The following is a 25,827-nucleotide window of genomic DNA, read 5'->3' on the forward strand; positions in this document are numbered from 1 at the left end:
ATCTACCGACGCCTCGAAACCACACCGTCAACCTCTTGACCGGTCATAGGAGCGTCCACCCGCTAACACCGCCGGCGCGCCGGGTCCCGCGGGCGCCGCCCGGGGGTGAGGCGCCGGCGCCGGGGCGGCGGATCGCGCCGTCGCTGGGACGAGTGGCGCCGGGCGAGCGCCGCCGGATCGCGTTGCCGCCGGGGGTGAGGTGCCGGCGCCCGGGCGCCGGATCGCGTTGCCGCCGGGGGTGAGGTGCCGGCGCCCGTGCGGTCCGTGTAGCCGGGGCGGGGGTGCTGCGGTTGGGGAGGCGCCGACCCGTACTTATAGGAAGAGCGCGTCCGGAAAACGAGAGCGGGCGGTCGTGGTGTCGGCGATGCTGGGGTCATGACAGATGAGGACAATCAGATCAAATCGGTGCGGCAGTTCCGCCGGTTCGCCGCGGTGGTCTGTCTTGCCGGTGCCCTCGTCCAGCTCGCCTTGACCGCCTACTACCTGGGGATGGGCCATCGGGCGACGCCGCACGACGTGCCGGTGGGGTTGGTGTCGCCGCCGGGCAAGCAGGCCGCGATCCTCGATCTGCTGGAGCGCGACGGCGTCTTCGAGGTGAGCGTCTACGCGTCCGTGGCCGAGCTGCGGACCGCGATCGAGCGCCGCGACGTGTACGGCGGCGTCGACGTCACCGCCGCGCAGCCTCATCTCTACGTCGCCGGCGCCGCGGGCACGGCGGCCGCCACACTGCTGCGGACCACCTACACCTCCGTCGTGGCCCAGCAGAACGGCCAGCATCTCGCCGCCCTGGCCGCGAAGGGTGACACCATCTCCGTCGCCGAGGCGCAGGCCCTCACCACGCCGCCGCCGATCACGGACGTGGTGCCGCTGCCTGCCGACGACGTCAACGGTGCCTCGCTCGGCTTCCTCGTCCAGGCCCTCGCCCTCGGCGGGACCATCGCCTCCGTCGGCCTGGGCCGGCTCATTCCGCGCACCCGCCGCTCCTGGGCGCGCGGGCTGGGACATCTGGCCACGCTCATCGTGTACGCGCTGGCCTCGGCCGCCGTCGTGCTGTGGTCGATGAGCTGGTTCGGCGTCGGCGCGGGCGCCGACCACGCCGCGATGTTCGGCATCTTCGCCCTGGTGTCGCTGGCGATCACCGGGTCGACCGCGGGGGCGGTCGCCCTCATCGGTCCGGCCGGGGCGCTCCTCGGCGGCGTCTACTTCACCATCGGTACGGTGATCAGCGGCGCCACCATCCTGCCGGAGTTCCTGCCCTCCTTCGGTCACGTGCTCGGTGAGAACCTGCCGACCGGCGCGGGCGTGCAGGCGGTGCGCTACGACCTCTACTTCCCGGACGCGCCGATCGGCCGGCCGCTGCTGATCCTGGCGCTGTACGCGGGCATCGGCTGTCTGATCGTGCTGGTCACCAACCTGCTGCCGAACCGGGGGGACCGCACCTCGGAGCTCGATCTGGAGGTCAAGGACCGGATCGAGGGCAACGAGGTGCGCCAGCCGGTCGCGATCGGCTGATTGCGGCTCAGGGTTTTTCCGGTTGCGCCGAAGAGGCAGGGGTCAGGCTGGTCTGCGCACGGAGGTGTTCCGCGGTGGGAATCGAGAACGTCAACAACCGGATCGCCGACATCCAGAGCCGGATCATCGCCTTGCAGACCCAGCAGGCCACGCGCACCTCTTCGTCGTCTTCCACCACAGGCACCACGTCGGCCTCGGGAGCCTCGTTCGCCACGGCGCTCGCCGACGCGATGGGTACGCAGAGCACGGGTGCCTCGAACAAGTCGTACACCTTGAACAGCAAGGGGATTCCGACCGAGCTGGCCGCGTACGGCAACGGCAAGATCCCGGCGAACGCGCTGGGCCGGGTGGGCAACACCAACCACAAGCTGTGGGCGCCCGCCGCCGAGTCGCTGAACCAGATGATCGCCGACGCCAAGGCGCAGGGTGTGACCATCCGCATCACCGACTCGTACCGCTCCTACGACGAGCAGGTCGACGTCGCGCGGCGCAAGGGTCTGTACTCGCAGGGCGGGCTGGCCGCCAAGCCGGGCACCAGCGAGCACGGCTGGGGCATGGCGACCGACCTCGACCTGAACGCCAAGGCGCAGGCCTGGATGCGGGCCAACGGCGAGAAGTACGGCTTCGTGGAGAACGTGCCGCGCGAGCCGTGGCACTGGGCGTACAAGCCGAAGACGGCCTAGACCCGGCAGATCAGCTCGCCGTGCAGCACCGACAGCCAGCCGTCCGGGTCCGCGGCCCAGGTGCGCCAGGCGCGCGAGATGCGTTCCAGGTCTTCCCGGGTGGCGGCGCCGGTGGCCAGAGCCTGCCCGGCCAGATCCGAGGCGAGGACGCGCTCCGCCCACATGCCGCCCCACCACGAGCGGTCCTCGTCGTCGGCGAAACACCACGTGGACGAGGTCGCGGTGACATCCGCGAACCCGGCCGCGTGCGCCCACGAGAGCAGCCGGCGGCCCGCATCCGGTTCGCCGCCGTTGCCGCGGGCGACCCGGCCGTAGAGGCGCAGCCACTCGTCCAGCTCCGGCAGCCGCGGAAACCAGGTGAAGGCCGCGTAGTCGCTGTCGCGGACGGCGACGATGCCGCCGGGCCGGGTGACGCGCCGCATCTCCCGCAGGGCCCGGACGGGATCGCCGACGTGCTGGAGCACCTGATGGGCGTGCACCACGTCGAAGGTCGCGTCGGGGAAGGCGAGGTCGTGCACGTCGCCGACCGCGAAGTCGACCGTGCTCAGGCCGCGCCGGGCGATCTCGGCGCGGGCGAGGCCGAGCGCGGCACCGGTCGGCTCCAGGGCGGTGATCCGTCCGGGTGTGATGTGCGTCGCCAGGTCCGCGGTGAGGGTGCCCGGCCCGCAGCCGACGTCGAGCAGACGCGCGCCGGAGGTCAGGTGGGGAAGCAGGTACGCCGCCGAATTCTCTGCGGTGCGCCAGCGGTGTGACCGCAAGACCGACTCGTGGTGCCCATGGGTGTAGACCGCCGACATGTTTCCCACGCTACGGCGCGGAATTTCCGTACGCGCAGTTCAGACCGTACTTTGGGACCCATGAGGATCGGCATCGTCGGCGCGACGGGACAGGTCGGTGGCGTCATGCGCCGCATCCTGGCCGAGCGCGAGTTCCCCGTTGACCAGCTCCGGCTTTTCGCCTCCGCGCGTTCCGCGGGCCGCACCCTGCCGTGGCACGGCGGTGAGGTCACCGTCGAGGACGCCGAGCAGGCGGACTTCCGCGGGCTCGACATCGTCCTGTTCTCCGCCGGCAAGGGCAGCTCCAAGGAGTACGCGCCACGTGTCGCCGAGGCCGGCGCCGTGGTGATCGACAACTCCTCGGCCTGGCGCATGGATCCGGACGTCCCGCTCGTGGTGGCCGAGGTCAACCCGGAGGCCGCCGCCCGGCGTCCCCGGGGCATCATCGCCAACCCCAACTGCACCACGATGGCCGCCATGCCGGTGCTGCGCCCACTGCACGAGGAGGCCGGGCTGGTCGCCCTGGTCGTCACGACGTACCAGGCCGTCTCCGGCGCCGGGCTGGCGGGCGTCGCCGAGCTCGACGAGCAGGTGAAGAAGGTGGCCGACCGGGCCACCGAGCTCACGCACGACGGCGGTGCCGTGGAGTTTCCGGCGGCCCGCTCCTTCGCCCGGCCGATCGCGTTCAACGTCCTGCCGCTGGCCGGCTCGATCGTCGACGACGGGCGCGGCGAGACCGACGAGGAGCAGAAGCTGCGCAACGAGAGCCGCAAGATTCTCGGCATCCCGGAGCTCAAGGTCTCCGGCACGTGCGTGCGCGTGCCCGTCTTCACCGGCCACTCGCTGCAGGTGAACGCCCGGTTCGCGCGGCCGGTCACCCCGGATCGGGCCCGCGAGCTGCTCGCCGGGGCGCCGGGCGTGGAGCTGTCCGACGTTCCCACGCCGCTGCAGGCGGCCGGCCGGGACCCGACGTACGTCGGCCGCATCCGGGCCGACGAGACGGTCGACAACGGGCTCGCGCTGTTCCTGTCCAACGACAATCTGCGCAAGGGTGCGGCGCTGAACGCCGTGCAGGTCGCCGAGGTGGTCGCCGCCGGGCTGCGCTGATCGCGGCTTCCGGGCCCGGACGCCCCGTTCCATCGAGAGGTGGGACGGGGCGTTTTGTCGTTCCTTCGGGGGGTCTTCCCGACGCTCCACTATGGAAAAACGGGGCTTTTTGCCTGAATCGGTAGCGCATGGTCGGTTTGAGGTGCACAGTGATGGCATGAACGACAGTGGGCCTGGCGGGGGCGGCTACTTCTGGTGCCTCCGGCATGACCGGGTCGAGTCCGGGGATGGCGTGTGCCCTGCCCAATACCGGCTCGGTCCGTACGCCTCCGCTGACGACGCCACGCGGGCGCTCGAGACGGTCGAGAAGCGCAATGCGGCGTGGGATGCCGAGGATGCCCGCTGGACCGGGGAGGTCAGCTAGGCCGGCTCGACCGCTGTGTCCAAGCCGGAATCTTCGGTCTCCAGGCGGAGACGAGCCCGCAGTCATTCGCAAGGAGGAAGTTCCCCATGGCCGTGACCAAGAAGGCTGCCCCGACCCGGGCCGCCCAGAAACCCGCCGCCGACCCGGCCGCGGCCAAGCAGGCGGCCGCCCGGCGCGGTGCCGCTTCGCCGGCTGCCAAGCGCACCGCCGCCGCCACCTCCACCACCGGCAAGCGTCCCGGCACGGTGTCGGCCGCCGCGTCGCAGACCACGGCGAAGCGCGCCTCCGCCACCGCTGCCGCCGCCACTTCTCCCGCCAGGCGTGCCGCGAGTGCGTCGGCCAAGGCGGCCAAGCCGATGGCGGGCCGCGCCTCCGGGTCGCAGACCACCGCCCGGCCCGCGGCGAAGACGACCGCCACGGGGACCCGGGCGGCAGGCACCAAGGCCACCGCGAGCAAGCCCACCGCGAGCAAGGCGACCGCGAAGAAGGCCACGGCGGGCCGGACGGCTCCGAGCAAGGCCGTGGCGGGACAGAACGGGATGGGCACGGCCATGACCGGCGCGACGGCCGGTGCCCGCACCGCGGCGGGCAAGGTCGCGGCGAAGAAGGCCCCGGCGAGCAAGACGGCGGCCAAGAAGGCTCCCGCGAGCAAGACGACCGCCAACAAGGCCCCCGCGAGCAAGACCACCGCCAAGAAGGCCCCGGCCACCAAGACCGCGACCAAGTCGACGGCGACCAAGTCGACGGCGACCAAGTCGACGGCCGCGAAGGCCGCGACGACGGCGGCGAAGGCCAAGGCCGCGGCGGTCAAGGCCGCCACCACCGCGAAGAAGGCGGCCGCGAAGGCGACCGGGGCGAAGGCGACCGGGGCCAAGGCCACCGCGGCGAAGTCGGCGACGGCGAAGAAGGCGCCGGCCAAGGCCACCGCGGCGAAGTCCACGACGGCGAAGAAGGCGCCGGCCAAGGCCACCACGGCGAAGTCGGCGACGGCCAAGAAGGCGCCGGCGAAGAGCACGGCGGCGAAGGCCACGGGTGCGGTGAAGAAGACGGCCGCGAAGGCCACGGGTGCGGTGAAGAAGACCGCGGCGAAGGCCACGGGCGCCGTGAAGAAAACCGCGGCGAAGGCGGCACCCACCCGGGCGACCGGCAACGCCGCCGCGACCAAGGTGCGCGCCGGCAAGGCGGGCAACGCCAAGCCCGCGACCATGGTGAAGAACTCGGCCACCAACGCCGGCCGGGTCAAGCAGCCCGCGAACGCCGCGGCCGCCCGCCGGGCCACCGCGGCGAGCAACGCCCGCACCGCGAGCGCCCCGGCGCGCAAGGCGACCGCCAAGCGCTGACCCGATGCGCTGACACCTGCGGTGCAGGGGCCGTACCCGGCGGGGTGCGGCCCCTCATCGTGTTAGGAATGAGCGGTGCCGATCACCCGCGTCATCGCTCCGCGCATCGACTTCTCCGTGCTTCGCAAGGAACTGAACCTGCCCTCGGAGTTCCCCGCCGAGGCGCTGGCCGAGGCACGGCAGGCCGCGGCGACGTCGCCGCCCGCGACCGACCGCACCGACGTGCCCCTGGTGACCCTCGACCCGGCCACCTCCCGCGACCTGGACCAGGCGATGCACCTGAGCCGCCGGGCCGGCGGCTACCGGGTCCGCTACGCCATCGCCGACGTCGCGAGCTACGTGCGGCCCGGCGGCCCGCTGGAGGCCGAGACCTGGGTACGCGGCCAGACGATCTACCTGCCCGACGGCAAGGTCCCGCTGCACCCGCCGGTCCTCAGCGAGGACGCGGTCAGCCTGCTGCCCGGCGTCGACCGCGCGGCGGTGCTGTGGACGATCGACCTCGACGCCGACGGGGCGGTCGCCGCCGTCGCGCTCGAGCGGGCACGGGTGCGCAGCCGGGCCAAGCTCGACTACGCGGGACTCCAGGAGGCCCTCGCGGCCGGTGAGGCGCCGGAGCCGATCGCGCTGCTGGCCGAGATCGGCGGCCTGCTCGCCGCGCGGGCCGCCGACCGCGGCGCGATCAACCTGCCGTTGCCCGCGCAGGAGGTCGAGCCCGACGGCGACGGGTGGCGGCTGGTGCTGCGCGCGCCGCTGCCGGTGGAGGAGCACAACGCGCAGATCTCGCTGCTCACCGGCATGGCCGCCGCGTCGCTGATGCTCGCCGGCGGGGTCGGCCTGCTGCGTACGATGCCCGCGGCCAAGCCCGAGGCCGTCGCCGCCCTGCGGGCCGCAGCCGCCTCGCTCGGCGTGCCGTGGCCGAGCGACGCCCAGGTCGGCGCGGTCGTGTCGTCGGTCGACCCGGCCGATCCCCGCGGTGCCGCCTTTCTCGACCAGGCGGCGGAGTTGTTGCGCGGTGCGGCGTACACGGCGTTCGACGGCGCGGCGCCGGCCGAGACCGGGCACGGCGGGGTGGGTGCCCCGTACGCGCACGTCACCGCCCCGCTGCGCCGGCTCGCCGACCGGTACGCCACCGAGGTCTGCCTGGCGCTGCACGCCGGTACGGCCGTGCCGCAGTGGGCCCGCGCCGCGCTGCCGCGGCTGCCGGAGGCGATGGCCGCGACGGACCGGGTGGCCTCCGCCGCGGATCGCGGCGCGGTGGCGCTGGCCGAGGCGGTGCTCCTCGAGGGCCGGGTGGGCGAGACCTTCGAGGCCGGTGTGCTCGACGTCGACGATCCGCCCAGGCCGGGCGGACGGCCCCGGCCCCGCGGCGGGACCGTCGCCGTCGACGATCCCGCCGTGCAGGCACGCTGCCTGGGTGAGCTGCCGCTGGGGCAGCGGATCACCGTACGGTTGACCGAGGCGGATCCCCGGACCCGCACGGTGGTGTTCGCCAAGGAGGGCTGACCTAGAAGGTGTGCTCCGCGGCGGGGAACTCGCCGCCGCGCACCTCGTCGGCGAAGCGGCGGGTGGCCTCGGCGAGCACGCCCGCCAGGTCGGCGTAGCGCTTGACGAAGCGCGGCGCCTTGCCGCCGCGCAGCCCGGCCATGTCCTGCCACACCAGCACCTGGGCGTCGGTGTCCGGGCCCGCGCCGATGCCGACGGTCGGGATGGTGAGCTCCTTGGTGATCCGGGTCGCGACCTCGCCCGGCACCATCTCCAGCACGACCGCGAAGGCGCCCGCCTCGGCGACGGCGCGCGCGTCGGCGATGACCTCCTCCGCCGCGCTGCCCCGGCCCTGGACGAGGTAGCCGCCGATGGTGTGCTCGCTCTGCGGCGTGAAACCGACGTGCCCCATCACCGGGATGCCGGCGCCGACGATCGCCCGGATCTGCTCGGCGACGCGGCGGCCGCCCTCCAGTTTCACGGCGTGCGCGCCGGCCTCCTTCATGAAGCGTACGGCCGTGCGCAGACCCTGGACCGGGCCCTCCTCGTAGGAGCCGAACGGCAGGTCGGCGACGATCAGGGCGGTCTTCGTGGCGCGGACGACCGCGCGTACCAGCGGCAGCAGTTCGTCGGTGGTGACCGGCAGGGTCGTCTCGTGGCCGAACACGTTGTTGGCCGCCGAGTCGCCGACGAGCAGCACCGGGATGCCGGCGTTGTCGAACAGTGCGGCGGTGTACTGGTCGTACGAGGTGAGCATCGGCCAGCGGTCGCCGCGTTCCTTGGCCGCGAGCAGGTCGCGGGTGCGGACGCGGCGGGTGGGCGGGCCGCCGTACAGGGTGGGGATCTCGGACATGGTCGTCTCCTTCCCTCGAGGCCGCGGAGTGCGGTCCCCGGGTTCGCCTCGCATCGTCGCACCCGGGGACCGGGCGCGGTCAGAGGTGAGTGGAGCCGATCACACCCCTTCGCGGAAGCGGTTGGTGATCGGCAGTCGCCGGTCGCGGCCGAAGGCCTTGATGGAGATCTTGGTACCCGGCGCGGACTGGCGGCGCTTGTATTCGGCGATGTCCACCATCCGCAGCACCCGGTCCACCAGCGCGGCGTCGTGGCCGGCGGCGATCAGGTCGTCGCGGCCCTGGTCGCCGTCGATGTAGCCGCTGAGGATCGCGTCGAGCACGGGGTAGTCGGGCAGCGAGTCGGTGTCGACCTGGCCCGGCCGCAGCTCCGCGGACGGCGGCTTGGTGATGGAGTTCTCCGGGATCGGCGGCTGGTCGCCGCGGCGGGCGGCGTCCGCGTTGCGCCAGGTGGCGAGGCGCCACACCATCGTCTTGGGCACGTCCTTGAGCGGGTTGAAGCCGCCGACGGAGTCGCCGTACAGCGTGGAGTAGCCGACCGCCAGCTCGCTCTTGTTACCGGTGGTGAGCACGAGGTGGCCCTCCTGGTTCGACAGCGCCATGAGGATGACGCCGCGGACGCGGGCCTGCAGGTTCTCCACCGCCAGGCCGGAGAGCGACATGTTCGCCAGGAACGCGTCGACCATCGGCTGGATCGGTTCGCTGCGGTAGTCCAGGCCCGTGCGCTTGGCGAGGTCGGCCGCGTCGTCGCGGGAGTGCGCCGACGAGTAGCCGCTGGGCATGGAGACGCCGACGACGCGCTCGGGGCCGAGCGCGTCCACCGCGATGGCGGCGACGACCGCCGAGTCGATGCCACCGGAGAGCCCGAGCACCACCGAGCGGAAGCCGTTCTTCTCCACGTAGTCGTGCAGGCCCAGGGTGAGCGCCGACCAGATCTCCGCCTCGTCGGTGACCCGGTCGGCGATGCCGCCGACGGCCGGGCCGTCGGTGACCGGGCGGGGCGCGGCGGCCAGGCTCACCCGCTCGATCGTCATGTCGTCGTCGCCGTGCTCCTCGCCGTGCGGCGCCTCGGCGGTGGTACCCGGCGCCGGCTGCGCGGCCGGCGCCTCCGGCGCGGCGCCCGCGGCCGGCAGCTCCACGTCGTGGATCAGCAGCTCCTCGGTGAACTGCCCGGCCCGGGCGAGCAGCTCGCCGCCGGCCGTCACGATCATCGAGTCGCCGTCGAAGACCAGCTCGTCCTGGCCGCCGATCATGTTCACGTACGCGACGGTCGCGCCCGCCTCCGCCGCCCGGCGCCGGATCAGCGGCAGCCGGACGTCGTCCTTGTCCAGCTCGTACGGCGAGGCGTTGACGGACACCACGAGCTGCACGCCCGCGCGCCGGGCGGCGGCGAACGGGCCGCCCGCCTGCCACAGGTCCTCGCACACGGTCAGGGCGATGTCGGTCTCGCCGAAGCGCACCACGGTCAGCGAGGTGCCGGGCTCGAAGTAGCGGTCCTCGTCGAAGACGCCGTAGTTGGGCAGGTGGTGCTTGAAGTAGGTGGCCGCCACCTCGCCGCCGAGCAGCAGCGCGGAGGCGTCCCGGCGGCCGCTGCCCGGCACCGCGTCGGCGCTGGTGGGCGCGGGCCCGTCGGCGTCCACGTAGCCCACCACCACGGCCACGTCGCCGAGGCCGTCGGCGGCGAGGTCGGTGGCGAGCTGCCGCAACGCGGCCTGCGAGGCCACCACGAAGGACTCGCGGAAGACCAGGTCCTCGATGGGATAGCCGGTCAGCATCATCTCCGGGAACGCGACGAGCTGGGCGCCGGCGTCCGCGGCGCGCCGGGTCCAGCGGCGCACGGCGGCGGCGTTGCCGGGTATGTCTCCGACGGTGGGGTTCACCTGGGCAAGAGCGATGCGCATCGAGGGCATACGGTCATTCTTCCCCAGCGTTGGCATCCCGTACCCGCTTCCCCTGCCGTACTGTCGGCCCGTGGTCAGCGTAATCTCGGCGTAACCGGCACGGGAGACACTGATCGCCGGGCAAGTACGAGGGGTGGCCGTGGACCGACAGCAGGAGTTCGTGCTCCGCACGCTCGAAGAGCGCGACATCCGATTTGTCCGGCTCTGGTTCACCGACGTGCTCGGCACCCTCAAGAGCGTGTCCGTCGCGCCGGCCGAGCTTGAGGCCGCCTTCGAGGAGGGCATCGGCATCGACGGCTCGGCCATCGAGGGCTTCGCCCGGGTGTCCGAGTCCGACATGGTCGCCATGCCCGACCCCACCACGTTCCAGGTCTTCCCGTTCGAGGGCGGCGACAGCGGCGAGAGCGCCCGGATGTTCTGCGACATCCTGCTCCCGGACGGCAGCGCGGCGTGGGCCGATCCGCGGCACGTGCTGCGCCGCATGCTCGCCAAGGCCGCGGAGAAGGGCTTCACCTTCTACACCCACCCCGAGGTCGAGTTCTTCCTCGTCCAGGACGGACCGCTGGACGGCAGCGTGCCGGTCCCGGTCGACGGCGGCGGCTACTTCGACCACACCACCCACTCGGTCGCGCGCGACTTCCGCCGCCAGGCCGTGCTCGCGCTGGAGCGCATCGGGATCTCCGTGGAGTTCAGCCACCACGAGGTCGCCCCCGGCCAGCAGGAGATCGACCTGCGCTATGCGGACGCGCTCACCACGGCCGACAACATCATGACGTTCCGGCACGTGGTCAAGGAGGTCGCGCTGTCGCAGGGGGTACGCGCGACGTTCATGCCGAAGCCGTACACCGACCAGCCGGGCAGCGGCATGCACACCCACCTGTCGCTGTTCGAGGGCGAGCGCAACGCTTTCTACGACGGCGCCGACGCGTTGAAGCTGTCCAAGACGGCCCGCGCGTTCATCGCCGGCCTGCTCGTGCACGCCCGCGAGTACACCGCCGTCACCAACCAGTGGGTCAACTCGTACAAGCGGCTCTTCCCGCTGCAGCTGCCCGACCGGATCACCGAGTCGCCCGCGTTCGTCAGCTGGGGCCACCTGAACCGCTCGGCGCTGGTGCGGGTGCCGGCGTTCGGCAAGCCCAACTCGGCCCGGGTCGAGGTCCGCTCGCTCGACTCCGCCACCAACCCGTACCTCGCCTTCGCGGTCCTGCTGGGCGCCGGCCTCAAGGGCATCGAGGAGGGCTACGAGCTGCCGCCGGGCGCCGAGGACGACGTGCTCGCGCTGTCGCCGCAGGAGCGCAAGGCGATGGGGTACGACTCGCTGCCCGAGAACCTCGCCGAGGCGATCGACGTGATGGCCAAGTCCGAGCTGATCCCCGAGGTGCTCGGCGAGCACGTGTTCGACTTCTTCCTCCGCAACAAGCGCCAGGAATGGGAGCAATACCGGCGTGAGGTCACCCCGTACGAGCGAGAGCGCTACCTCGGGACACTTTGACCTTTCGCCCGGCCGGTGGATCACCTGGATGCGCTGGTCGGATACGGTGCCCTCGGACACCGCGACGAGGGAGTAACCGTGCTGGAGAATCTGCTTGAGGGTGCCGGGCGCAGCATCGTGTTCGGCGCGGTCGGCATCGGGCTGATGGCCCTGGGCTTCGTGCTCGTCGACCTGCTCACCCCGGGCAAGCTGCGCGACCTGATCTGGGTCGAGAAGAACCCGAACGCGGCGACCCTGCTCGCGGCCAACCAGCTCGGCATCGCGCTGATCGTCTTCACGGCCATCTTCACCAGCTACGAGAACTTCGGCGAGGGCCTGGCCTCCACGGCGATCTTCGGCGTGCTCGGCATCGCGGTCATGGCACTGGCGTTCCTGGTGCTGGACTGGATGACGCCCGGCAAGCTCGGCGAGGTCATCTGCACCCAGGAGCGGCACCCGGGCGCGCTGGTCAGCGCGGCCTCGCACTTCGGCGCGGCCCTCATCGTCTGCGCCTGCATCGCCTGACGCCCTCTTTCCGCGCCCTGCGATGATGCCGGGATGCAAATCGATCTTGAACCCGTCACCAAGGACAACTGGCGTGCCTGCGTCGCGCTGTCCGTGTCGCCGGAACAGCGCGAGTTCGTCAACGACGTCAGCCACTACCTCTGCCTGTGCCACTACGGCGGCACGTGGCACCCGCTGGCCGTGACCGTCGACGGCGAGGTGGCGGGGTTCTGCATGTGGGCCGTCGACGACGACGCCAGCCGCTGGATCGGCGGGGTGGTCGTCGACGCGTCCCGGCAGCGGCAGGGCATCGGCCGGGCCCTGGTGACCGCGCTGCGCGACCGGCTCGCCGCCGAACCGGGCGTGCCCGACATCGCGCTCAGCTACTCGCCGGAGAACACCGCCGCCCGCGCGCTCTATCTCTCCCTCGGCTTCGTGGAGACCGGGGAGACGGAGGACGACGAGATCGTCGCGCGGTGGACCCCGGCGTGAACACCGGCGCCGGACCCACCCGATAGCCTCGGAGGGTGGGCACAGCACTGGTGATCGAGAACTACCCGTCCGACGACCTGCGCCGGCTCGGCGACTGGTTCACCGAGGCCGGGCTCGGCCTGAACGTCGTCCGGGCGCATGCGGGCGACCCGCTGCCCGAGAACCTCGACGGGCACGTGGCCCTGGTCGTCCTCGGCGGCGACCAGTGCGCCTACCCCGACGCGGCGGGGCGGCCCGGCGCACCCTGGTTCCCGGCCCTGGAAGGGCTGCTGCGCAAGGCGGTGCGCCACCACGTGCCGACGCTCGGCGTCTGCCTGGGCGCGCAGCTGCTCGCCCAGGCCCACGGCGGCCTGGTCGAACGCAGCACCGCCGGCCCCGAGATCGGCCCGGCCCTGGTCGGACGCCGCGACGCGGCCGACACCGACCCGCTGTTCAAGTTCGTGCCGCTGCTGCCGGACGTGGTGCAGTGGCACAGCGACGAGATCACCGAGCTGCCGGCCGGCGCCGTGCTGCTCGCCGCCTCCACCCGCTATCCGCACCAGGCGTTCCGCCTCGGCGACCGGGCCTGGGGCGTGCAGTTCCACATCGAGTGCGACCGCGCCATGATCGAGCGCTGGGCCCGCAACGACCACGCGCTGCTCACCGAGCTGGGCTACGACCCCGAGGTCGTGGTCGCCGCGACCGTGGACGTGCTGGCCGACGTCGAGGAGGTCTGGCAGCCGTTCGCGGCCCGGTTCGCCGCCCTGGCCCTGGGCGAGCTGCCGGACGCGGACATCCCCGCCCCGGGCACCGGCCGCGCCCTGCCCCTGCTGGGCCAATGACATGACCAGGCCCAGCCGGCTCGCCCGGTACGGCTTCGCCGACAACGGTGCCCGCGCCGCCGACCTGCTCGGCCCCGAGGGCCTGCGGCTGTGGGACGCCGACACCCAGGAGCCGGTCGGCCCGGGCGCCGCGGAGCTGTTGCAGGCGCTGTCGCGGGCCGCCGACCCCTCCCTTGCGTTGCGCCAGCTCCACCGGCTGGTCGACGCCGTGTCCCGGGCGGCGCTGCGCGACAACGGCGGCCCGGTCACCGGGCCCGGGGGACAGATCGTCGAGAGTCCGGCCGCCGACGCCCTGCTGTCCGAGCTCGCCGCGGATCCCGCGCTGCGCCGCCGCCTGGTCGCGGTCCTCGGCGCGTCCAGCGCGCTCGGCGACCACCTCGTCGCCAACCCCGGCCAGTGGCGGGTGCTGGCCACCGGCAAGACCGGCATGCCGCCGAGCGCCGAGGGCCACCTCGAGTTCGGCGACGCCACCGGCGAGGGACCGCCGACCGTCGCGGCGCTGCGCACGGCGTACCGGATCGCCCTGCTGCGCATCGTCGCGGCGGACCTGACCGGCGCCCGCGGCCTCGAGCCCACCATGGCCGCGCTCTCCCGCCTCGCCGACGAGACCCTCGCCGCGGCGTACGCCATCGCCGTCGCCGGGCTGCCGGCCTCCGCCGCCGCGCCCCGGCTCGCCGTGATCGCCATGGGCAAGTGCGGCGGCAACGAGCTGAACTACGTCTCCGACGTGGACGTCATCTTCGTGGCCGCCGGCGACGAGGACCTCGCCGCGGGCACCACGGTCGCGGCCAAGCTGATCGAGGTCTGCGGTCAGGTCGCCTGGCCGGTCGACGCCGCGCTGCGGCCCGAGGGCAGCCGCGGGCCGCTGGTCCGTACGCTCGCCAGCCACCAGGCCTACTACCGGCGCTGGGCCCGTACGTGGGAGTTCCAGGCCCTGCTGAAGGCGCGCCCGGCGGCCGGCGACCTGGCGCTGGCGAGGGAATGGCTGGACGACCTCGCGCCGCTGGTGTGGCACGCCGCCGAGCGTCCGGAGGCGGTGGCGGACGTCCGCGACATGCGCCGGAAGATCATCGACAACGTGCCGCCGAAGGAGGTCGAGCGCGAGATCAAGCGCGGTCCGGGCGGCCTGCGCGACATCGAGTTCGCCGTGCAGCTCCTGCAGCTCGTGCACGGGCGCGTCGACGAGAGCCTGCGCCTGGGCGGCACGCTGCCCGCGCTGCGCGCCCTGGTCGCCGGCGGCTACGTGGGCCGCGAGGACGGCGAGACCCTGCTGCGCGGCTACCGCTTCCTGCGGACCGTCGAGCACCGGCTGCAACTGCAGAACCTGAAGCGGACGCACACCGTCCCCGACGACCCCCGGCTGCTGCGCTGGCTCGCCGCGGCCCTGGACTACACGGCGGAACCCGGCCGGGACGCGGTCGCGGCGTTCCGCTCCGACTGGGTCGGCCACGCCGCGCACGTCCGCCGCCTGCACGTCAAGCTGCTCTACCAGCCGCTGCTGGAGGCGGTCGCCCGGGTGCCGGCCGAGGCGCTGCGGATGACCACGGAGTCGGCCGGGCGCCGCCTGGAGGTCCTGGGCTTCGCCGACCCCGCCGGGGCGCTGCGGCACCTGCAGGCGCTGACCGGCGGGGTCAGCCGCACCGCGGCGATCCAGCGCACGCTCCTGCCGATGCTGCTGCAGGAGTTCGCCGACGCCCCCGAGCCCGACCGCGGCCTGCTCAACTACCGGCACGTCTCGGACAAGCTCGGCGGCACACCGTGGTATCTGCGGCTGCTGCGCGACGGCGGCCCGGTCGCCCGCCGCCTCGCCCGGGTGCTCAGCCTCTCCCGGTACGCCACCGACCTGCTCACCCGCGACCCCGAGGCGCTGCGCCTGCTCGCCGACGACGCCGAGCTGCAGCCCCGCCCCCGCGACGTGCTCCGCGACGGTTTCGCCGCGGCCGTCGACCGGCACCTGCGCGACGGCGCCACCGACCCGGCCCCGGCCATCGCCGCCGTCCGGGCGCTGCGCCGCCGCGAGCTGTTCCGGCTGGCGTGCGCCGACATCCTCAGCCAGGCGGGCGAGCTCGCCCCCGCCCAGCCGCTCGACGTCCACGCCATCGGCGTCGCCCTGTCGGCCGTCACCGACGCCACGCTCGGCGCCGCGCTGCACGCCGCTCGCCGGGTCCGCCCGGGCCCCGAGGGACTGCGCTTCGCGGTGATCGGCATGGGCCGCCTCGGCGGCTACGAGATGAGCTACCCGTCCGACGCCGACGTGCTGTTCGTCTTCGCCGCGCCCGAGGGCGTACCGGACGCCGAGGCCAGCAGCGCCGCGCACGCGATCGCCGAGGAGATGCGCCGCACGCTCGGCGCGCCCGCCCCGGACCCGCCGCTCGGCGTCGACGCCGACCTGCGCCCCGAGGGCCGCCAGGGGCCGCTGGTGCGCAGCCTCAACGCGTACGCGCAGTACTACGCCCGCTGGTCGCGGGTCTGGGAGTCGCAGGCCCTGCTCCGCGCCCGCTTCGTCTGCGGCGACGAGGACCTCGGCCGCGAGTTCGAGCGCCTCGCCGACGGCATGCGCTATCCCGACGGCGGCCTCACCCGCGACCAGATCGTCGAGATCCGCCGGATCAAGGCCCGGGTGGAGACCGAACGGCTGCCCCGCGGGGCCGACCCGAACACACACGCCAAGCTCGGCCGCGGCGGGCTCGCCGACGTCGAATGGGCGGTGCAGCTGCTGCAGCTGCGGCACGGGTACGCCCTGCCGGGCCTGCGGATGACCTGCACGCTCGAGGCCCTCACCGCGGAGCTCGACGCCAAGCTCATCGACAAGGTGGACGCGGCGGCGATGACCGCGGGATGGACGCTGGCGGCCCAGGTCCGCAACGCGCTGACCCTGGTCCGCGGGCGGCCGACCGATCAGCTGCCGCGGCACGGTGCGGAGCTGGCGGGAGTGGTGCAACTGCTGGGCGGCGGGGATCCGGGGGAGTTCGTCGACCGGTATCTGCGCATCACCCGGCGTTCCCGGGCCGCGATGGAACGCGTCCTCGATGCCTGAGGAGCACCGCACCGGGCTCCGCCGAGCACTCGCCTGGACCTCCGCCGCGTCCGTGCTGATGTCCGTCGCCTTCCTGATCGCCCCGCCGATGGGCACCGACCTCGCCGCCCAGCAGGCACGGGCGGACTTCTTCGGCGCACACGGCACGGCCCCGGTGGACTTCGGCTGGTACGGCGGAGTGGCCCAGTTCGGTTACAGCCTGCTGACCGCGCCGCTCGGGTCTCTCGTCGGGATGCGGGTGCTGGGCGCGGTCGCGGCGGTGGGCGCGTCCGTCGCCTTCCAGTGGTTGCTGTGGCGCACGGATGCCCACCGCCCACTGCTGGGTGGCCTGCTCGGCGCCGTCGTCTTCGCCGCCAACCTGGTCAGCGGCCGGATCACCTTCGCGGTGGGCCTGGCGCTGGCCCTCGCCGCTCTGGGCCTGGCCGCCGCCGGGCCGGGCGTTCCCGACCGGGCCCGCCGGGGCCGGGTCGCCGGCGTCGTGGCGCTGTCGGCGCTGGCGACGTGGGCCAGCCCGGTCGCGGGTCTCTTCACGGGTCTCGCGGGCGCGGCGGTCTTGCTCGCCGCGGCTTCGGGTCCGCGGGTGTGGGTCACGCTGTTCACCGGCCCCCGGTGGCGGGAGGCATGGGGCCTCTGCGTGGGTCCGGTGCTCGCCCTGGCCCCGATGGCGCTGCTGTTCGGCAACGGTGGGCGGCAGCCGTTCACCGCGGAGTCGATGCGCATCCACGTCGCCCTGGCCGTGCTGGTCATCCTGGTCGTGCCGGCCCGCCGCAAGGCGCTGCGCATCGGCGCGGTGCTCACCGTCGTGCTGCTCGTCGGCGCGTTCTCCCTGGCCAGCCCGGTGGGCTCCAACGCGCTGCGCCTGCCCATGCTGTTCACGATCCCGGTGATCGCCGCGTACGCCGACCTCGGCCGCGCCCGGCTCGCGCTGCTGCTGGCGGCGGTCTTCTGGTGGCAGCCGTTCGTCGTGACCTCCGATCTCGCCCGGGCGGGCTCGGCGGAGTCCCGGGCGGAGTTCTACCGGCCGCTCGTCGAGGAACTGCGGCGCCGCGCGCCCGGACGGGTGGAGGTGGTGCCGCTGCGCGACCACTGGGAGTCCGCGTACGTCGCCCGGGAGGTTCCGCTGGCCCGCGGCTGGGAACGCCAGGTGGACACCGACCGCAACGCGCTGTTCTACCGCGACGAGCTGACCGCCGCCGACTATGCCGGCTGGTTACGGGCCCAAGCCGTGTCCTACGTCGCGATCGCCCCCGGCTCGGTGCCCGACCGGTACGCCCGTACCGAGGCGGCACTCGTCCGGGGCGGCCTGCCGCAGCTACGCCCGGTCTGGCAGGACGGCACATGGCAGCTCTTCGAGGTCGTCGACGCTCAGCCGCTCGTCTGCGCACCGGGCGAGCTGGTCCGCAGCGATCGCGGCGGCGTGACGGTCCGGGTGCCCGCGGGCGCCGACGTCCTGGTCAGGGTCCGGTGGTCACGCTGGCTGCGGGTGGTGGACTCGCGGAGCGTCTCCCTGACGCCCGGCCCGGACGGCTGGACGAGGATGCGCGCGACGGCGGCCGGGGAGTACCGGCTGACCAGCCACCTGTGATCTTGGCCGCTCCGCTGAGCGCACCGCCCGTTTCCGCCAGGGTGAACGGCGCTGACCACCGGGTACAGTCGCGCCGCTGTTGATCTCCAAGCATTGGTGGGTACATGGGTACGGGGAATGTCAAGAAGGTCCGCGACGTCCGGCGCAAGCTCCGCATGCTGGTCGCGGTCGTCGCCACGGCCGCGGTAGCGGGTCCGCTCGGGTACGCCGCACCCGCGGAAGCGGCATCCGCCACGCGGCTGCAGAGCGTCAAGCTGCCCGGTGGAGGCATGGCCTTCGACAACTACGACTACAACAAGGAAAAGATCCGCAGCAACGACAAGGTCGACTGGGCGGTGAACCTGCTCTGGACCAACAACGCGACGGTCAACAAGACGTCCGCGGGGTGGTCTTCGTTCAACAAGGACTGGACTCGCGGTTCCGCCATGAACGCGTGGGTCAACGGCGGGTGGGACTCGAGCAAGGGGCTCAAGCAGTACGACAACAAGGGGTGCAAGCGGAGGGCGTCGAACTACCACTACCGGACGTACGCCCCGCCGAGCACCGACTACTTCACCAGCAACAAATACGGTCACTTCGTGATCGGTACGGCACACGACGACTTCGCCGAGGGCTGCGGTAACGCCAAGGGAGAGTCGTACGGACGCCAGGAGCAGGCCGAGGCCTACGTCGCCGACATCTGGAAGATCAACGGCTCCACCGTCTACAAGAACAAGATCGACCTGAAGAACGCCCAGACCGGCAACGACCACACCGGTGGTCAGATCCACAACTGGAACAACAATGGCAAGGCGACGCAGATCGTCGTCAAGTGAGGCGGTGGCCCTCGTCGTCATCGCGATGATCTTCGCGGTGCTGGCGGGGGCCGCCCCCTCGCGGGCGGCGGTGGCTCCGGTGCCCCTGACCACTCCCGAGCGGTGCGTCACGCTGACGGAGCTCGGCCTGGGTGCTGTCTCCGCCGAACGGGTCACCAAGGCGGCGAGCCTGGCCCGGTTCTCCCTGTCGTTCCCCGACGGGGCCGTCCAGGGTGAGCCGAACTGGTACCTGGTGCGCCTGCACGTGCGGATCACCGCGCCGGCCGCGGCGAAGGGGCAGGTCTTCGTCAGCGCCGACACCAACGAACGGGTGGGCGCCCGTGCCGACTTCCGGCTGTCGCCGGGAGCCGTCGACTTCGTCTCCGCGTCGCTGACCGCGCCGGTCACCACCGAGCGCATCAAGGGCCGCACCGCCGACGTCCGGCTCGAGAACTACCTGCAGTTCGACGGCGTCCGCGGCGGGATCGTGCCCGGCGAGTTCCGCGTCGAGCCGTTGGACGGCGCACGGCTGGACAAGGTGGAGGTCCTGCCGGACACCTGCTTCATGCGGACCGCCCTGACCCCGGAGACGCTGAAGGTCGAGACGCAGACCCAGCCGGCGGTGGTCCGGCCGGGTGACCGGGTCAAGGTTCGCGTCGGAGTCGTCAACACCGGCACCCGTCCGGTGAGCACCCTCACGGTGTCCGCGCGCCCCGCGGAGACCCTGCAGCTCGACTCGCCGTCGAAGCTTTCCACGACCGGCATGACGGGCCGCTGGGAAGCGGAGTTCACCTACACCGCCCGTGCGGCCGGCGAGCACGTCGTCGCCTTCGACATCGGTACGGACATCCAGCCGTTGTTCTACGCCCACCGGGTCACCCTCGACGTGAGCGACGGCGACGGCGGGATGCCCGGATGGCTCCTCGCCGTGGGGGCGCTGGTCGCGCTCGGCGCCGTGGTGGTGTGGTTGTTCGTGCCGTCCGCGCCACGCTGAGCCGGCGGGGCTGCTCCCGGTACGCTGGCGCGCATGCCACGGTCAGGAGCGGGTGCCCTGCTCGCCCGCCCCGCCTTCCTGCGCTACCTGGGCCTGTTCGGCGCCGTCTGCTGTGCCGTCGACGCCTTCGTGTACGGCGCCGCGCCGTACATCCGGCGCAACGTGACCGTCGTCAGCATCTTCCGCGAGCCCGCCGGGCCGGCGATCCTCCTGCTGTGGTTCGCCGGCCTGGCCGCGCTCTGCACCGCCTGGTGGTACGGGCGCAGACTGCTCCGCGACGGCGTCCTCACCCCGAGGTGGATCACCGTCACCGCCGCGCTGTGGTCCGCTCCGCTGGTCTTCGTGCCCCCGCTGGCGAGCCGGGACATGTACGCCAACGCCTGCCAGGGTGCGCTGGTCGACGCGGGGCTCAACCCGTACCTGGTGGGCGTCTCCGCGCAACCGTGCCCGTGGCTGGACTCGGTGTCGGTGGTGTGGCGCGACACCCCGACGCCGTACGGGCCGGTGTTCCTGGTCCTGGCCGGGCTCGCGGCGGCGTTCGGCTCCCAGGCCGTGGCCCTGGCCGGCTTCCGGCTCCTCGCCGTGCTCGGCGTCGCCGCGCTCGCCGCCTGCCTGCCCGTGCTGGCGCGGCGCGCCGGGGTGCCGGTCGAGCGGGCGCTGTGGCTCGTGCTCTGTTGCCCCCTGGTGCCGGTGCACCTGATCGGTGGCGGGCACAGCGACGCTCTCACGGTGGCGTTCATGATCGCCGGGTTCATGGTGCTCGCGGCGCCGTCGAGGAGCTGGGGCGCCCTGCTCGCCGGCGGCGCCCTGCTGGGCCTCGCCGTGTCCACCAAGATCACCATTGGCGTGGTGCTGCCGTTCGCGGCCCTGTTCGCGGTGGGCGGGCTGCGCCGCGCGGGCTGGTCGGCACTGCTGCGCCGGGGAGCGGCCCTGCTGGCCGCCGCCCTGGGCGTGCTGGCCGCCGCCTCGCTCGCGTCGGGACTGGGTTTCGGCTGGCTGACCGCGCTCTCCGGGGCCGGTGAGTCGGTGAACTGGTCCTCACCGCCCACGGCCGTCGGCCTGGCCGCGGAGGCGGCCGGTCGGTGGTTCGGCGCCGACCTCACCGTCGTGCCGGCGGTACGGGCCGTCGCGCTGGTGTTGCTCGGCCTGTCGCTCCTGGTGATCCTCTGGCGCTCTCGCGACCGCGATCCGCTGGCGGGCGCCGGGCTGGCGCTGCTCGCCGTCATCTTCTTCGCGCCGATCACCCAGCCGTGGTATCTCACCTGGCCGCTGGCGCTGTTCGCGGTGAGCGCCGCGCGGGCCCGGTGGCTGGCCGGTACGGTGGTGTTCGCCATGGCCACGATCCTGCCCGAGGGGACGGGGACGTTCCGGCCGCTCGGCGTGCCGCTCTCGTTCGCCATGGTGGTGCTCGTGATCTGGGTCGCCCGGCGGGCCGTGGCCTGGCTGCGCGGGGTGGAACTGGCCGCGGACGACGCGATCGGCGCTCCGGCGGCGAAGACGTCCGTGGCGGTGCCGTGAGAGCACTGGTCCGCTGGGGCGGGCTGGCCGGCAGCCTGCTGATCGCGGTCGCCGCCCACCTGGGCGGTTCGCCGTTCGCCCGCGGCACGACGGTCACCCCGGGCTCGATCCTGACCGGCAGCCAGGGCGTCGTGATGCCCTTGTGCTGGGTGGCCGGCCTCGCGGCGGTGTCGTGCGCCTGGTGGTTCGGGCGCCACCACGTCCCGTCCACCCGGTGGGCGGTCGTCACCGCCGGGTTGTGGTCGCTGCCGCTGCTTCCGGTGCTGCCGCTGGGCAGCGAGGACATCTATTCGTACGCGTGCCAGGGGTTCGTCCAGCACGCCGGGGGAGACCCGTACGCCGGCGGTGTCCAGTCCTTCGGCTGCCCGTGGCTGGAGTCGGTGTCCACCACCTGGCGGGCCTCCCCGGCACCGTACGGTCCGCTGTTCCTGCTGCTGGCCGGCTGGGCCGTCGCCCTCGGCAGCTCGCTGACCGGCGTCATCGCCGGGCTGCGGATCATCGCGCTGATCGGCCTGGCCGTCCTCGCGGCGGGGCTGGCGAGACTCGCGCGGCACTGCGGACGCGATCCGGGCCGAGTGGTCTGGACCGTCCTCGCCTGCCCGCTGGTGCCCATCCACCTGGTCTCCGGCGCGCACAACGACGCGCTGATGGTCGGCCTGCTCGTGCTCGGCCTCGCCCTGGTCGCCGCCGGCCGGGACGCCGCGGCGCCGGGCGCGGTCGTGGCGACCCCCGCGCTGGTCCTGGCCGGCGTGCCGCTGGGGCTGGCCGTCGCCGTGAAGGCCACGGCGGTCGTGGTCCTGCCGTTCGCCGTGCTCGCCGCCGTCCCGGCCGGCAGCCCGCTGCGCTCGCTGTGGCGGCCCGCGACCGTCGTCGGCGCCGGAGCCGCGGGCGCGGTCGCGCTCGTCTCCGTGGTGTCCGGGCGGGGCGTCGGCTGGGTCGCCGGGCTGCTGCGCAGCGGCGACACCGTGGCCTGGACCTCGCCCTCGACCGCCGTCGGGCTGGCCGTGGAGTCCGTCGCCCGGCTGGCCGGCGCCCGGGTCGCCGCCGTGCCGGTGACCCGGATCCTCGGCGTCGTGGTGCTGGCCGTGCTGCTGGCGGTGCTGTGGTGGCGCGCCCGGGCGGGCGGGGCGCTCGCCGGTGCGGGCCTGGCCCTGGCGGCGACCGTCCTCTGCGCACCGGTGTTCCACCCCTGGTACGCGACGTGGCCCCTGGCCGTCCTGGCCGCGACCCGGCGGGAGAGCCGCCGGCTGCTCGGCTGCTGCGCGTTCGCCGGCACGCTGACGCTGCCGGCCGGATACAACTGGGCGCTGTTCACCAAGGTCCCCGGCGCCCTGGTCGTGACGGCCGCGCTCGGTGCGCTGCTGGTCGTCGCGGTGCGCGAGCGGCGGGCTCGTAGGGTGAGCGCGTGAACCGCCGGATCGTGATCCTCGCCGCGCTCGGCGCGGCCGCTGCCGCCGCGCTCGCGTGGACCGCCGTGCACCACTTCTACTTCGACTCCGGTGTCTACGCCGGTGCGGTCCGGTACTGGTTCCGTGACGGCGGCATGATCTACGACTACCTCAAGGAAGGCACGCCGTACGGCTTCACCTATCCGCCCTTCGCCGCCCTGGTGATGATTCCCATGGCCGTGCTGCCGCTGTGGCTGGTCGTCACGGTCGCCTCGGTCGCCACCGTGGTGACGACGGTGCTGGTCACGTGGTGGTTCCTGGGTCCGCTCATCGAGCGGCGCGGCTGGACGCCCTGGTACGCGGTCGCCGTGGCCTCCTGCCTCGCGTTGTTCTTCGAGCCGGTGCGGGAGACGTTCGGCTTCGGCCAGGTGAACCTGTTGCTGCTCGCGCTCGTCGCCGGGGACGTGCTGCTGGGCGCCGGGCGGGGCCGGCGCTGGGCCGGCGTCGGCATCGGGGTCGCCACCGCGATCAAGCTGACTCCCGGCATCTTCATCCTGTACCTGCTGATCACCGGGCGTTGGCGGGCCGCGGGCACCGCGGTCGCGGCGGCCGCCACCACCACGCTGGTGGCCGCCGCGTTCTGGCCGGACGCCTCGCGGGAGTTCTGGACCTCCGCGCTGTGGGACACCAACCGGGTCGGCAACCTCGAGTACGTCTCCAACCAGTCGCTGCGCGGCTTCCTGGCCCGGCTGCCGGTGGACGCGGTCGAGTCGCAGCTCTGGGTGGCCGGCGTGGTGGCCGTGCTGGGACTGTGGGCGTGGCGGGTGCGCGCCGCTGACCCCCTCGGCGGGCTGGCCCTGACCGGCATCGCCGGCTGCCTGATCAGCCCGGTCACCTGGGTGCACCACTGGGTCTGGCTGCTGCCGGCCCTGGTGCGGTGCGTCGAGCTCGCCCGTACCCATAAGAAGATCTTCCGGTTCGCGGTCGCCGGCTACGTCGTGCTCTGCACGCGGGTGACGTTCCTGTACGAGACCGGCCCGAAGCCGCCGCTCGCCTTCCTCGGCGCGAACCTCTACGTGCTGTTCGGTGTCGCCCTGCTGCTGTTCCTGCCCGTCACCGTGGAACTCGGCGCCGACGAGCCCTCCGCGGAGAGGGTGCCGCTCAGGCGGCAGGCCTCGGTCGCTTGAGCACGATCGAGCCGGCCGCGCGGTCGTGCAGGCCACGGCGGTCGGCGTCCTGGATGACCGCCGGGATCAGCAGGACCAGCAGCAGCCCGCGCAGCAGGCCCCGGGCGACGCCGATCGCCCCGCCGTCGGCGAAGGACACGCAGCGCAGCCGGGCCAGCGCCATGCCGGGCGTCTGTCCGAAGAGACCCACGAGAACACCGTTCAAGACGACGAGTACGAGCACGGGCGGCCACGCCACCACCCGCGGATCGGCGTAGAAGCTGCCCGCCAGCAGGCACAGCGCCCAGTCGACGAGCAGGGCGGCGAAGCGCGGACCGAAGTCCGCCGGCTCGGGGGTCTGGTTCGCGGGAGTCGGCACGGTCGATCAGGGTAATCGGGGCTTTCCGTACCCGGAGGCGGGGGATCGGAGGTTAGGGTCCTCGAGGGTCGCGACCTCGCCGGACCATGTCAACAGGCTCCGTAACACGGCGGAAACAATAGGGATACGCCCGGGCAACCCCCGGCCCATAGCGTCGCGACCAGCCTAGCCACGTGGCGGCCCACGCCGCCCCGGTTCGAAAATCTGTGCCAGGAGGACGTGTGTTCGCCAATCCCGAGGAACTCCTGCGATACCTCAAGGACGAGGACGTCAAGTTCGTCGACGTACGGTTCTGTGACCTCCCCGGCGTGATGCAGCACTTCAACATGCCGGTGGAGTCGTTCGACGACAGCGTCGTCACCGACGGCCTCGCCTTCGACGGCTCGTCGATCCGCGGGTTCCAGGCCATCCACGAGTCCGACATGATGCTGCTGCCGGACGTGACGACGGCCTTCATCGACCCGTTCCGCATCCAGAAGACCCTGGCGCTGAACTTCTTCATCCACGACCCGTTCACCCGCGAGCCCTACTCGCGTGACCCGCGCAACGTGGCGAAGAAGGCCGAGACCTACCTGGCGTCCAGCGGCATCGCGGACACGGCCTACTTCGGTGCCGAGGCCGAGTTCTACATCTTCGACTCGATCCGCCACTCCACGTCGGCGCACGAGTCCTTCTACCACATCGACTCGATCGAGGGCGCCTGGAACTCCGGCCGCGAGGAGGAGGGCGGCAACCGCGGCTACAAGACCGCGTACAAGGGCGGCTACTTCCCGGTGGCGCCGGTCGACCACTACTCCGACCTGCGCGACGCCATGGTCCGCCGGCTCATCGACGTCGGCTTCACGGTGGAGCGCTCGCACCACGAGGTCGGCACCGCGGGCCAGGCCGAGATCAACTACAAGTTCTCGACCCTGCTGCACGCCGGCGACCAGATGCAGATGTTCAAGTACATCATCAAGAACACGGCCTGGGAGCACGGCAAGACCGTCACCTTCATGCCCAAGCCGCTCTTCGGCGACAACGGCTCCGGCATGCACACCCACCAGAGCCTCTGGCTGGGCGGCGAGCCGCTGTTCTACGACGAGACCGGCTACGCCGGCCTGTCCGACACGGCCCGCTGGTACATCGGCGGCCTGCTGCACCACGCCCCGTCGCTGCTGGCGTTCACCAACCCGACGGTCAACTCGTACCGTCGCCTGGTGCCCGGCTTCGAGGCCCCGGTCAACCTGGTGTACTCGCAGCGCAACCGTTCCGCCTGCACCCGCATCCCGGTGACCGGCAGCAACCCGAAGGCCAAGCGCGTCGAGTTCCGCGTGCCGGACCCGTCCTCCAACCCCTACCTGTCGTTCTCGGCCCAGATGATGGCGGGCCTCGACGGCATCAAGAACAAGATCGAGCCGCCGGCCCCGATCGACAAGGACCTCTACGACCTCCCGCCGGAGGAGTGGGGCAGCGTCAAGCAGGTCCCCGGCTCACTGGACGCGGTCCTCAACAGCCTCGAGGCCGACCACGACTTCCTCACCGCCGGCGGCGTCTTCACCGACGACCTGATCTCGACCTGGATCGACTGGAAGCGTGCCAACGAGATCGACCCGGTCCGGCTCCGCCCGACCCCGCACGAGTTCGAGATGTACTACAACGTCTAGGCGGTTGTAGCTCCTT

The 25,827-nt window shown here is 72.8% G+C and carries 22 protein-coding genes; 18 read left to right on the forward strand and 4 right to left on the reverse strand.

The features are described from left to right. Nucleotides 1-375 precede the first annotated feature (375 nt). Nucleotides 376-1,512: an ABC transporter permease gene (locus IEY99_RS32940; RefSeq protein WP_189208037.1), complete on the forward strand. Its 1,137-nt coding sequence runs from the start codon at nt 376-378 to the stop codon at nt 1,510-1,512. A gap of 74 nt (nt 1,513-1,586) precedes the next feature. Next, nucleotides 1,587-2,195 carry a M15 family metallopeptidase gene (locus IEY99_RS32945; RefSeq protein ID WP_189208038.1) on the forward strand — a complete coding sequence of 203 codons (609 nt, stop codon included), beginning with the start codon at nt 1,587-1,589 and terminating at the stop codon, nt 2,193-2,195. Here the strand turns inward: IEY99_RS32945 and IEY99_RS32950 are convergent. Beyond that, the gene (locus tag IEY99_RS32950) at nt 2,192-2,992 is read right to left on the reverse strand and encodes a class I SAM-dependent methyltransferase (protein ID WP_189208039.1); all 801 of its coding nucleotides are present in this window, start codon (nt 2,990-2,992) and stop codon (nt 2,192-2,194) included. The genes IEY99_RS32945 and IEY99_RS32950 overlap by 4 nt on opposite strands. Before the next feature lie 60 nt (nt 2,993-3,052). Between IEY99_RS32950 and IEY99_RS32955 the strand changes: the two genes are divergently transcribed. The 4 genes from IEY99_RS32955 to IEY99_RS32970 all read left to right on the forward strand — a co-directional run bounded on the left by IEY99_RS32955 (nt 3,053) and on the right by IEY99_RS32970 (nt 7,285). Next, the gene (locus tag IEY99_RS32955) at nt 3,053-4,078 is read left to right on the forward strand and encodes an aspartate-semialdehyde dehydrogenase (protein ID WP_189208040.1); all 1,026 of its coding nucleotides are present in this window, start codon (nt 3,053-3,055) and stop codon (nt 4,076-4,078) included. A gap of 157 nt (nt 4,079-4,235) precedes the next feature. Continuing rightward, entirely contained in the window at nt 4,236-4,442 is a 207-nt protein-coding gene (locus IEY99_RS32960) for a hypothetical protein (RefSeq protein ID WP_189208041.1), read from the forward strand. A gap of 86 nt (nt 4,443-4,528) precedes the next feature. Next, on the forward strand, nt 4,529-5,782 hold the full coding sequence (locus IEY99_RS32965) for a hypothetical protein (protein WP_189208042.1): 1,254 nt from the start codon (nt 4,529-4,531) through the stop codon (nt 5,780-5,782). Between the two features lie 75 nt (nt 5,783-5,857). Next, complete coding sequence (locus IEY99_RS32970; protein ID WP_189208043.1) at nt 5,858-7,285, forward strand: RNB domain-containing ribonuclease; 1,428 nt, start codon at nt 5,858-5,860, stop codon at nt 7,283-7,285. 1 nt (nt 7,286) lies between these two features. On the opposite strand, the gene panB is transcribed toward IEY99_RS32970, so the two are convergent. Together panB and IEY99_RS32980 are read right to left on the reverse strand one after the other, a co-directional pair. Beyond that, nucleotides 7,287-8,117 carry a 3-methyl-2-oxobutanoate hydroxymethyltransferase gene (gene panB / locus IEY99_RS32975; protein ID WP_189208044.1) on the reverse strand — a complete coding sequence of 277 codons (831 nt, stop codon included), beginning with the start codon at nt 8,115-8,117 and terminating at the stop codon, nt 7,287-7,289. A 99-nt stretch (nt 8,118-8,216) separates the two neighbouring features. Next, on the reverse strand, nt 8,217-10,025 hold the full coding sequence (locus IEY99_RS32980) for an NAD+ synthase (protein ID WP_189208045.1): 1,809 nt from the start codon (nt 10,023-10,025) through the stop codon (nt 8,217-8,219). A gap of 130 nt (nt 10,026-10,155) precedes the next feature. Between IEY99_RS32980 and IEY99_RS32985 the strand changes: the two genes are divergently transcribed. The 11 genes from IEY99_RS32985 to IEY99_RS33035 all read left to right on the forward strand — a co-directional run bounded on the left by IEY99_RS32985 (nt 10,156) and on the right by IEY99_RS33035 (nt 23,807). Then, the gene (locus IEY99_RS32985) at nt 10,156-11,508 is read left to right on the forward strand and encodes a glutamine synthetase family protein (RefSeq protein ID WP_189208046.1); all 1,353 of its coding nucleotides are present in this window, start codon (nt 10,156-10,158) and stop codon (nt 11,506-11,508) included. A gap of 78 nt (nt 11,509-11,586) precedes the next feature. Then, nucleotides 11,587-12,012: a DUF350 domain-containing protein gene (locus IEY99_RS32990; protein WP_189208047.1), complete on the forward strand. Its 426-nt coding sequence runs from the start codon at nt 11,587-11,589 to the stop codon at nt 12,010-12,012. Nucleotides 12,013-12,045: 33 nt separating this feature from the next. After that, nucleotides 12,046-12,483: a GNAT family N-acetyltransferase gene (locus IEY99_RS32995; protein ID WP_189208048.1), complete on the forward strand. Its 438-nt coding sequence runs from the start codon at nt 12,046-12,048 to the stop codon at nt 12,481-12,483. 35 nt (nt 12,484-12,518) lie between these two features. Continuing rightward, nucleotides 12,519-13,304 carry a type 1 glutamine amidotransferase gene (locus IEY99_RS33000; protein ID WP_189208049.1) on the forward strand — a complete coding sequence of 262 codons (786 nt, stop codon included), beginning with the start codon at nt 12,519-12,521 and terminating at the stop codon, nt 13,302-13,304. A gap of 1 nt (nt 13,305) precedes the next feature. After that, entirely contained in the window at nt 13,306-16,341 is a 3,036-nt protein-coding gene (locus IEY99_RS33005) for a bifunctional [glutamine synthetase] adenylyltransferase/[glutamine synthetase]-adenylyl-L-tyrosine phosphorylase (RefSeq protein ID WP_189208050.1), read from the forward strand. After that, nucleotides 16,334-17,926: a hypothetical protein gene (locus IEY99_RS33010; protein WP_189208051.1), complete on the forward strand. Its 1,593-nt coding sequence runs from the start codon at nt 16,334-16,336 to the stop codon at nt 17,924-17,926. Before IEY99_RS33005 ends, IEY99_RS33010 begins: the two co-directional genes overlap by 8 nt. A 104-nt stretch (nt 17,927-18,030) precedes the next feature. Continuing rightward, nucleotides 18,031-18,741 carry a hypothetical protein gene (locus IEY99_RS33015; RefSeq protein ID WP_189208052.1) on the forward strand — a complete coding sequence of 237 codons (711 nt, stop codon included), beginning with the start codon at nt 18,031-18,033 and terminating at the stop codon, nt 18,739-18,741. 4 nt (nt 18,742-18,745) lie between these two features. Continuing rightward, a complete protein-coding gene (locus IEY99_RS33020) occupies nt 18,746-19,714 on the forward strand; it encodes a hypothetical protein (RefSeq protein WP_189208053.1) in 969 nt (322 codons plus the stop codon). 33 nt (nt 19,715-19,747) lie between these two features. Then, on the forward strand, nt 19,748-21,232 hold the full coding sequence (gene mptB / locus IEY99_RS33025; RefSeq protein WP_189208054.1) for a polyprenol phosphomannose-dependent alpha 1,6 mannosyltransferase MptB: 1,485 nt from the start codon (nt 19,748-19,750) through the stop codon (nt 21,230-21,232). After that, nucleotides 21,229-22,641, forward strand: coding sequence for a polyprenol phosphomannose-dependent alpha 1,6 mannosyltransferase MptB (gene mptB, locus IEY99_RS33030; RefSeq protein ID WP_229799487.1), 1,413 nt, complete (start codon nt 21,229-21,231; stop codon nt 22,639-22,641). The genes mptB (IEY99_RS33025) and mptB (IEY99_RS33030) overlap by 4 nt, the downstream gene beginning before the upstream one ends. Further along, a complete protein-coding gene (locus IEY99_RS33035; protein ID WP_229799488.1) occupies nt 22,638-23,807 on the forward strand; it encodes a glycosyltransferase 87 family protein in 1,170 nt (389 codons plus the stop codon). Before mptB (IEY99_RS33030) ends, IEY99_RS33035 begins: the two co-directional genes overlap by 4 nt. Here IEY99_RS33035 and IEY99_RS33040 read toward each other — a convergent pair. Beyond that, a complete protein-coding gene (locus tag IEY99_RS33040) occupies nt 23,782-24,165 on the reverse strand; it encodes an RDD family protein (RefSeq protein ID WP_189208055.1) in 384 nt (127 codons plus the stop codon). The genes IEY99_RS33035 and IEY99_RS33040 overlap by 26 nt on opposite strands. A 221-nt stretch (nt 24,166-24,386) precedes the next feature. Here IEY99_RS33040 and glnA point away from each other — a divergent pair, with 221 nt between their 5' ends. Continuing rightward, nucleotides 24,387-25,811, forward strand: a complete 1,425-nt coding sequence (gene glnA, locus IEY99_RS33045; protein ID WP_189208056.1) for a type I glutamate--ammonia ligase — start codon at nt 24,387-24,389, stop codon at nt 25,809-25,811. Nucleotides 25,812-25,827: the final 16 nt, after the last annotated feature.

This window comes from Couchioplanes azureus, from assembly GCF_014648355.1.
Lineage (GTDB): Bacteria > Actinomycetota > Actinomycetes > Mycobacteriales > Micromonosporaceae > Actinoplanes > Actinoplanes azureus.

Bases quoted from the DNA above. Each gene is read 5' to 3' on its own strand.
- IEY99_RS32940 (WP_189208037.1), top strand. From the start codon at position 376: ATGACAGATGAGGACAATCAGATCAAATCGGTGCGGCAGTTCCGCCGG.
- IEY99_RS32950 (WP_189208039.1), bottom strand. From the start codon at position 2,992: ATGTCGGCGGTCTACACCCATGGGCACCACGAGTCGGTCTTGCGGTCA.
- IEY99_RS32955 (WP_189208040.1), top strand. From the start codon at position 3,053: ATGAGGATCGGCATCGTCGGCGCGACGGGACAGGTCGGTGGCGTCATG.
- IEY99_RS32960 (WP_189208041.1), top strand. From the start codon at position 4,236: ATGAACGACAGTGGGCCTGGCGGGGGCGGCTACTTCTGGTGCCTCCGG.
- IEY99_RS32965 (WP_189208042.1), top strand. From the start codon at position 4,529: ATGGCCGTGACCAAGAAGGCTGCCCCGACCCGGGCCGCCCAGAAACCC.
- panB (WP_189208044.1), bottom strand. From the start codon at position 8,117: ATGTCCGAGATCCCCACCCTGTACGGCGGCCCGCCCACCCGCCGCGTC.
- IEY99_RS32980 (WP_189208045.1), bottom strand. From the start codon at position 10,025: ATGCCCTCGATGCGCATCGCTCTTGCCCAGGTGAACCCCACCGTCGGA.
- IEY99_RS32995 (WP_189208048.1), top strand. From the start codon at position 12,046: ATGCAAATCGATCTTGAACCCGTCACCAAGGACAACTGGCGTGCCTGC.
- IEY99_RS33005 (WP_189208050.1), top strand. From the start codon at position 13,306: ATGACCAGGCCCAGCCGGCTCGCCCGGTACGGCTTCGCCGACAACGGT.
- IEY99_RS33010 (WP_189208051.1), top strand. From the start codon at position 16,334: ATGCCTGAGGAGCACCGCACCGGGCTCCGCCGAGCACTCGCCTGGACC.
- IEY99_RS33015 (WP_189208052.1), top strand. From the start codon at position 18,031: ATGGGTACGGGGAATGTCAAGAAGGTCCGCGACGTCCGGCGCAAGCTC.
- mptB (WP_189208054.1), top strand. From the start codon at position 19,748: ATGCCACGGTCAGGAGCGGGTGCCCTGCTCGCCCGCCCCGCCTTCCTG.